Genomic DNA, 7,540 nt, shown 5'->3' on the forward strand with positions numbered 1-7,540 from the left:
CGGCCGTCCCTCCTAACCGGATAAACCCCCGGCCGTACCGGTGCCCGGTGAGGCGGTCGATCTCCCCTTGAAGAAGGGCCCGCACCCGGCCCACCTCCGTGGCCGCATGGGCGTACCCGATGTCCGTGAAAAGACCCGCAAGGTGGCCGAGATGCCCGAAGGCGCGTTCCATCTCCAAAAGGGCAAGCCGCAGGCGCTCCGCCTCCTCAGGCGCCTCGAGGCCCAGCGCCTTCTCCACCGCCCGGGTGAAGGCTAGGGCATGGGCTACGGGCTCGCTGCTTACCCGTTCAGCCAGGAGGAGGCCGGCCCCCACCTGTTTCCCGGGAAAGAGGCCCAAAAGCCCCCGGTGCTGGTACGCCAGCCGGATCTCCAGGTGGAAGATTCGCTCGCCCAGGACGCTGAAGCGGAAGTGGCCCGGCTCGATGATCCCCGCATGGACCGGGCCCACGGGGACCTCGTGCATCCCCTCGAGGCGGTCAAAGGGGTAGGGGCGGTCGTGCCGCCTCAGGGGTCTGAGGGCGGGGTGCCCCTCGGGCTCGAGGCCCAGCTCAAAGAGCTCCCGTTCGAACCAGTCCAGGCTGGGGAACTCCCGGGCCAGACTTCTAAACCGCCCCCCTAGAGGCCCAGCGGACACCGGAAGGGCGTACTCCGCCATCTGGCGGTCCTGGCCCTCCACCACGAACCGGATCTGCCCCCTATCGTAAAAGACCGCCACCGGACGGCCCTCCCTCAGCGCCGCCTTTAAAGCCTCCAAAGCGCCACCTCCAGGGTTTTAAACCCCTCCACCGGGGGGAAGACCCCCAAAAGGAGGGCCAGAAGGAGGAGAAAGAAGACCACCCCCAGGGGAAAGGGCAGAGGGGAAACCCCCGCCTGTTCCCCTGACGGGAAAGCGTCCCGGCTTGGCCCGAACCCCATTTGGGCAAGGGCGGGAAGAATTCCCGCAAAGGCCAGGGCTATGCCCAGAAGGTAGAGGGCGGCTAGCCCCGGGGGCGCGAGCTGGACCGCCTGGAGCTCGGCGAAGAAGAGGCCAAAGGGAGGAAGCCCGCCCAGGGCCAGGAGGGCCAGGACCCAGGCGAAGCCCAGGGCGGGCCAAGCCCGCACCAAGCCCCCCACCTCCCGGATCCTGGGCGTGTGGAATCGGGCCAAAAGGGCACTGGCCCCCAGGAAGGCCGCGCTCTTGGCCAGGGAATGGGCAAGGAGGTGGAAAAGGGCGAGCCAGGGTGCTCCTAGCCCCAGGGCGAAGACCGCCAGGCCCATGTGCTCCATGCTGGAGTAGGCGAGGAGCCTTTTGTACTCCTCCTGGCGGAAGAGGAAGAGGGCCGAGGCCAGAAGGGTGGCCAGGCCGAAGGCCAGGAAGAAGCCTCGAGCGAAGGTCCCTAGGCCAGCCGCCTCCATCAGAGCGGCGTAGCGCAAAAGGGCGTAGAAGGCCACGTTCAAAAGGGTCCCGGAAAGGAGGGTGGAAGCAGGGCCGGGGGCCTCGGCGTGGGCGTCGGGGAGCCAGGCCTGCATGGGGAAAAGGCCCACCTTGGTTCCGAAGCCGATGAGGAGGAGGGCAAAGGCCAGCCTTAGCTCCTCCGGCTTAAGCTGGGCAGCCAGACGCTTGGCCTCGAGCCAGTCCAAGGTCTTTCCCTCCAGGAGGGCGTAGACCAGGATAACCCCCAGAAGCCCCAGGGCGATGCCCACGCTTCCCAAGAGGAGGTACTTCCAGGTGGCCTCCAGGGCCTGCCCTCCTCCCTTGTGATAGACCAGAAGGGCTGAGGCCAGGGTGCTGCCCTCCACGAATATCCATAGAAAACCCAGGTTATACGAGAGGTAGGCCCCGTGAAGAGCGAAGAGAAAAAGGCTTCCGGCAGCGAAGAACCGCCAGGCCTCCCCATGGTGGGCGCGGAAGTAGGCGGGGGCGAAAAGGGCGGTCAGGGTGTAGAGGAGGTCGGTAAGGGCCAGGAAGAAGGCCCCCACCTCGTCCATTCGGAGGGGCCCTGAGGCCTGGTGAAGGCCCAGGGGAAGGAGGGCCAGGGACAGGAGGGGGGAGGCCACGGAGAGGATCCCCAGAAGCCCTTGCCGCCCTATGGCAAGGAAAGGCAGAAGAGGAAGGAAAAGGATCGCGTACAGCATCGTCACCCCTTGAGCGATCGGATCCGGGCCGTGTCCACATGGCCGAAGGTCTCCTTGATGCGGAAGATCAGGAGGCCGGACAGGAAGACGGCGGCAAAGGCGTCCAAGGCCACCCCCAGCTCCACGAAGAGGGGCAGGCCGTGGCTTTCCGCCAGGGCAAGGATGAATACCCCGTTCTCCAGGCCTAAGAACCCCATCACCTGGCTTATGGCCTTCTTTCGGCTCACCATGGAAAGCATCCCCAGGAGGATGAGGGAAAGCCCCACCGGCACGGCCTCGGGCAGGATGGCCCCCGGGATGACGAACCGCCTGCCCAGCTGGAAGGCCAGGGCCACCAGGCCTCCTCCCGCCATGAGGGAAAGGGTGACGGAAAGGTAGGACTCCACCTCGTGGCTGATCTCCAACCGGTCCAGAAGCCAGAAGAGGTACCAGGGGATGAGGAGGCCCTTCACCAGAAGAAGGACCGCTCCAGCCAGGATGAAGTGGGCCTCCCCCTGGGCCAGGTCGAAGGCCAGAAGACCCAGAAGCAGGTTCTGAAGGGCATAAAAGCGGATGATGGCCCCTAGGCTCCTCCGGCCCGCCATCAGGAACCCCAGGGCCAGGATGCCCCAGACCAGGCTCTTCACCGTTACTTCCACAGCACCACCCCCAGAAGGGCCAGAAGACCCGCCAGGGTTCCGTACGAGAGAAGGTCGGGAAGCCGAAGATACCTGAGCCTGACCCCGAAGGTCTCCAGGAAGCCCAGGCCCAAAAGGCCGGCCACGGCCGTGAGGAGAAGGTTGGCTGGCCGGCTAAAGGGGAGGAGAAGGGCGATGAGGCCCAGGTAGACCAGGAGCTTGACGCAGGAGGCGAGCTCGTAAAGGAGGAGGGGTGGGCCGGAGTGGTCCAGGAGCTGGGCCTCATGGACCATGGTGAGCTCGAGGTGGGTGGTGGGGTCGTCTATGGGCATGCGGGCGTTTTCCGCCAAGAGCCCTAAGACCAGGGCCACCAGGGCGAAGGCGTAGACCAGGGCGTTTTCCAAGGATAGGGGTTGGACCTCCGCCAGGCTCGAGCCCCCGGAGGCCAGAACCGCCGCGCCAAGCCCCATCAGGGTGCCCGGCTCCGCCAGGACGGCCACCAGGCTTTCCCGGTAGGCCCCCTGGCCGCCGAAGGCGCTCCCTGGGTCTAAGGCGGCCAGGATCTGGAAGAACCGGCCCAGGCCCAAGAGGCCCAGGAGGACCAGGAAGTCCCCCGGAAAGGACCAGGTGGGCAGGATGGGCAAAAGAAAGAGCGCCCCCATGGCTCCAAGCAGGGCGGCCACGGGGCCTAAGAGGAAAACGGGGCTTGCGCTTACCGGCTGGACCCAGACCTTGGGCCAGAGCCGCAGGAGGGCGGCGTACTCCTGCCAGGGGGGCGGTCCTTGGCGGCGGGTAAGCCTAGCCTTTAACCACTTCAGGCTCCCCGTGAAGAGCGGGGCGAGGAGGAGCAAAAACACGCTCATCGGAGCACCACCCCCAGGACGATAACCAGGGCCAGGAACTGGAGGAGGAGGTAAAGGTGAAGGCTTCCCGACTGCAGGGCCTGGGCACCCCTCGAGGCCGCCTCGTAAAGCCGCACGGGAAGCCGGTACGCCCAAAGGAGGGGTTCCCGGATCCGGGGCCAGCCCCTTCCCGTGTCCAGGCCCAGGAAGGGGAAGAGGCGGAGGAGCTCTGCGCTGAACCCCAGGGGGCTGACCTGCATCCTGGGAGTGAGGGGCTGGAAGCCACAGTCCCAGAGGCTGTAGGTCCGGTGGGGCCGCAGACGGAGCCAGGCTGCCCCCCCCAGGCCGAGGAAGGGGAGAAGAAGGAGGCCCCAAAGGGGAGAAAGGGGGGCCTGGTAGGGAAGGAGGATCAGGCCAGGGGCCAGGCTCAGAAGGAGAAGGAAGAGGGCCAAAAGCCCGGCTCCGGCCAGGAGCCCCCTGTCCTCGATCTGCTCCCTTCGGGAAGGATCTGCCTGTTTCCCAGGCGGGAAAGCACCGCCGTGGCTTTCCGCCGCGCGGGGTAGGCCCAGAAAGGCCATCCCGCGGGGGCAAGGGCGGCGAGGAGCCCCACCGCCCCCACCCCGAGAACCGCCAGCTGCCCTTTCTGGCCCAGGAGGCCCTGGGCCAGGTACCACTCCGCGAAGAATCCGGGGAAGGGGGGCAGGCCAGCGGCCACGACCACCCCGAGGAGGACGAGGGCTGAAAGGCGGGGCATCTGCCGGAAAAGCCCACCCAGGCGGCTCAGGCTCCGGCTGGGCAGGCTGCCCGCGGCCAGGAAAAGGAGGCCCTTGAAGAGGGCGTGGACCAGCTGGTGTAGGAAAAAGGCGTAGAGGAAAAAGGGTGTTCCCCAGAGAAAGTAGCCTCCCAGAGCCGCAAGGAGGAGGTTGAGGTTCTCCACGCTGGAATAGGCTAAAACCCCCTTGAAGTCGTCCTCGGCGAGGCCTCGAGCCAGGGCGTAGACCGCCCCCAAAAGGCCCAGGGCCAGAAGGGTGTATCCTGCCCATCCCGGCGGGGGGCCGAACCAAACGGCGCTCTGGTAAAGCCCATAAAGGCCCAGTTTGGTCATCGCCCCGGAGAGGAGGGCCGAGACCGGGCTTATGGCCACGGGATGGGCGCGGACGAGCCAGGGGTGGAGGGGGAAGAGGGCGGCCTTTGTTCCAAAACCGAGGAGGAGAAGCCCCCAGAAGAGGTCCTTAGATAGGTGCGTCTGCCCTAGAAAGGCGAGGACCAGGGCAGCCCCAGAGAACCGGCTGGCGAGGAAAAGGCTTTGGCTTCCTCCTATGGCCTCCTTCCCCTCCAGGGCTACCAGGAGGTAGGCTAGGACCGACATCCCTTCCCACAGGAAAAGGAAGGAATACCCCGGGGGGGCAAGACTTACGCCAGCCAAGGTGGCTAGGAAGAGCGGAATAAGACGGGCATAAAAGGGAGTAGTGTTCCCAAGGTCCGCTGCCGCCTGACCGTGGTGGGTGAGGTAGGGAGGCAGGTAAAAGGCGAGGGCGAGGGTGAGGAGGCCCAGGAGGAGCTGGAATAGCCCCCCGGCTCCTCCCTGTCCCCAAAGGAGGGCCCCGCCCACCACCAGGCCTACCCCACCCAGGAACAGAAGGGGGCGGAGGAAGGGGAGGCCCAGGAGGGTGCTCAAAAGGAAGCTTCCTATGGCCAAGCTAGTTCCCGCCATGCGGTTCCTCCATCAGCGCCGCTAAAAGGGCCTGGTTCTCCCTGAGCTGGCGCTCAAAGATCCTCCGGCCGAGGTCCAGAAACTCATACACCCCGGGGTCCTTGGTACGGTAAAGGACTGTATTGCCCTCCCGGCGGGCCTCGAGTAGGCCCTTCTGCCTCAGCAAGCCCAGCTGTTGGGAGAGGGTGGGCTGTTCGACCTTCAGTTCCTGGACGAGCTGGGAGACGGACTTCTCCCCCTCCCGTAGCGCATCCAGAATGGCCAGGCGCAAGGGATGGGCCAGGGCCTTGAAGAACTCTGCCTTGAAGCGGTGCAGGGAGGTCATGGGGATTCTCCTTTGAATTTTTTATATTCGAAACCCATCATATAAAAATGAATACAACGAACCCCCCATCCCCGTCAACCCCCACCTGGGACAGGGGTGGGGAGGCCGGCCCTGGGGGACGGCCCGCTCAGGTGACCTCGAGCACCCCCATCATCCCCCGGTCCTCGTGCTCCACGATGTGGCAGTGGAAGACCGTCTTCCCGGGAAAGCCCATAGCCACGGCCAGGCGCACCACCTCCCCGGCCCGGATGTTCACCGTGTCCTTCCAGGCGGAAAAGGGCTCGGCGCGACCGTTTCGGGCCAGGATCTGGAAGGGGTGGGTGTGGAGGTGGAAGGGGTGGTCCATATCCCCCTGGTTCTCCACCTCCCAGACCTCCACCCGGCCTCTTTGGGCCCTTAGATCCACCCGGGTAGGGTCAAACTTCCGCCTGTTGATGAAAAACTCCCCCGCCATCATGTTTTCGCTAAAGACCAGCCGCCGAACCGGACCCGTGGGGGCCAGGGGCTTTAAGGCGGCCAGGGTCTTTGGAAGGGGAAGCCTGGGGAAGGGCTTGGCCACGAAGAGGGTCAGGAGGGGTTCCGTCCGGCTGGGGCCCGTGCCCATCATGTGCATCATCCCACCCATGTCCATCATCCCCATGGCCCCCCGGTCATAGGACAGGGCCAGAAGCCGGTACTCGCCCGGCCCCTTCAGCGCCACCAGGACCTCGGCCCGCTCCGCGGGGGCGAGGAGGAGCTCCTGGAGCTCCACCGGCCTGGCCAGGAACCCCCCGTCCGTGGCGATCTGGACCAGGGTATGCCCCTCCAGGGCAAGGCGGTAGAACCGGGCGTTGGAGGCGTTCAGAAGCCTTAGGCGAAGCAGGCCCTTGCCCGGGCGCAAGGTGGGCCGTAAGGCCCCGTTCACCAGGACGAGGCTCCCCTCCTTGCCGTTCATCCAGTCCATGGGGGTATGGGGCGCCACCCGGCCGGACACCACTTCCAGATCCTTGAGCACGAGAAGGTGCTCCTCCGCGGCCTTGAGCTCGGGCAGGGCGTCCAGGGGGCCTTCCACCACGGTCGCCCCCGCAAGCCCGCGGAAGAGCTGGGCCGCCACCTTGCCGTGCACATGGGGGTGGTACCAGTAGGTGCCCGCCACCCCACGGGGGATGGTGAACTCGTAGACGTGCTCCTCCCCAGGCGGGATCTCCAGGAAGGGGTTGTCCACCTGGGGGGGGATGGGCAGGCCGTGGAAGTGGAGGCCGGACCGTCTCTCCTTCCCTCAGGCGCAAGGTGGGGCCCGGAAGACCCCCATAGGTCCAAAGCTCCGCGGTCTGGCCCCCCACCTGGATGGGCTTGGCCACGGCCTCGAGGCGGGCTTCCACCCTGCCTTGCGCGCGCTTGACAGGGAGGAGGGGGGGCTCGGGGAAAGAACCCTGGGCCCGGGCCCAAAGCGCCTGGGTCGGAAGGAGCGCCAAGCCTGTCTTGAGGAAGGTTCTCCGATTCATCTCGAGACCAAGGTAAGGGCGCTTTGTTAAGCTTGTATAAACCGCCCTCAGAGGCGCAGGCGCCTTAAAAGCTGAGCGTTGACGGCCACGACCACGGTGGAGAGGCTCATGAAGAGTGCCCTCACCGCGGGGGAGAGAAGGACGCCCCAGGGGTAGGCCACGCCCGCGGCCAGAGGGAGGGCGATGGCGTTATAGCCTGTGGCCCAGAGAAGGTTCTGCACCATCTTGGCGTAGGTGGCCCGCGCCAAAACGAGGGCCCGCACCACGTCCAGGGGGTCGTTTTCCACCAAGACCAGATCGGCGGACTCGATCGCCACGTTCGTACCCGCCCCGATGGCGATGCCAAGGTCGGCCTCCAAAAGCGCAGGGGCATCGTTGATCCCGTCCCCCACGAAGGCGGTGGGACCCTTGGCCTTGAGTGCGCGCACGATCCTGGCTTTTTC

Annotated in this window: 8 protein-coding genes and 1 pseudogene; all 9 read right to left on the reverse strand. The window is 66.0% G+C overall.

The genetic code is table 11. From position 1 onward, the window contains the following. Positions 1–754 (reverse strand): NADH-quinone oxidoreductase subunit C (locus C4301_RS07830; RefSeq protein WP_352414541.1); only part of this gene is annotated, 754 nt, incomplete at its 3' end. Then, positions 742–2,115: a proton-conducting transporter transmembrane domain-containing protein gene (locus tag C4301_RS07835; RefSeq protein ID WP_352414542.1), complete on the reverse strand. Its 1,374-nt coding sequence runs from the start codon at positions 2,113–2,115 to the stop codon at positions 742–744. The genes C4301_RS07830 and C4301_RS07835, both read right to left, overlap by 13 nt. Before the next feature lie 2 nt (positions 2,116–2,117). Then, entirely contained in the window at positions 2,118–2,753 is a 636-nt protein-coding gene (locus C4301_RS07840) for an NADH-quinone oxidoreductase subunit K (protein WP_352414543.1), read from the reverse strand. Continuing rightward, the gene (locus tag C4301_RS07845; RefSeq protein WP_352414544.1) at positions 2,744–3,595 is read right to left on the reverse strand and encodes a respiratory chain complex I subunit 1 family protein; all 852 of its coding nucleotides are present in this window, start codon (positions 3,593–3,595) and stop codon (positions 2,744–2,746) included. The genes C4301_RS07840 and C4301_RS07845 overlap by 10 nt, the downstream gene beginning before the upstream one ends. After that, positions 3,592–4,026 (reverse strand): hypothetical protein, encoded by a 435-nt coding sequence (locus tag C4301_RS07850; RefSeq protein WP_352414545.1) that lies wholly within the window; start codon positions 4,024–4,026, stop codon positions 3,592–3,594. Before C4301_RS07850 ends, C4301_RS07845 begins: the two co-directional genes overlap by 4 nt. After that, the gene (locus C4301_RS07855) at positions 4,002–5,288 is read right to left on the reverse strand and encodes a complex I subunit 5 family protein (protein ID WP_352414546.1); all 1,287 of its coding nucleotides are present in this window, start codon (positions 5,286–5,288) and stop codon (positions 4,002–4,004) included. Before C4301_RS07855 ends, C4301_RS07850 begins: the two co-directional genes overlap by 25 nt. Next, positions 5,275–5,613 (reverse strand): ArsR/SmtB family transcription factor, encoded by a 339-nt coding sequence (locus tag C4301_RS07860; RefSeq protein ID WP_352414547.1) that lies wholly within the window; start codon positions 5,611–5,613, stop codon positions 5,275–5,277. Before C4301_RS07860 ends, C4301_RS07855 begins: the two co-directional genes overlap by 14 nt. 127 nt (positions 5,614–5,740) lie before the next feature. Further along, positions 5,741–7,097: pseudogene (locus tag C4301_RS07865) on the reverse strand (multicopper oxidase family protein). A gap of 47 nt (positions 7,098–7,144) precedes the next feature. Continuing rightward, the coding region (locus C4301_RS07870; RefSeq protein ID WP_352414548.1) for an HAD-IC family P-type ATPase at positions 7,145–7,540 on the reverse strand (396 nt) is incomplete at its 5' end.

This window comes from Thermus sp. (genome assembly GCF_040290245.1).
Classification (GTDB): Bacteria; Deinococcota; Deinococci; order Deinococcales; family Thermaceae; genus Thermus_A.

Excerpts from the sequence above, each read along its gene's own strand:
- C4301_RS07835 (WP_352414542.1), bottom strand. The coding sequence starts at position 2,115 with ATGCTGTACGCGATCCTTTTCCTTCCTCTTCTGCCTTTCCTTGCCATA.
- C4301_RS07845 (WP_352414544.1), bottom strand. The coding sequence starts at position 3,595 with ATGAGCGTGTTTTTGCTCCTCCTCGCCCCGCTCTTCACGGGGAGCCTG.
- C4301_RS07855 (WP_352414546.1), bottom strand. The coding sequence starts at position 5,288 with ATGGCGGGAACTAGCTTGGCCATAGGAAGCTTCCTTTTGAGCACCCTC.
- C4301_RS07860 (WP_352414547.1), bottom strand. The coding sequence starts at position 5,613 with ATGACCTCCCTGCACCGCTTCAAGGCAGAGTTCTTCAAGGCCCTGGCC.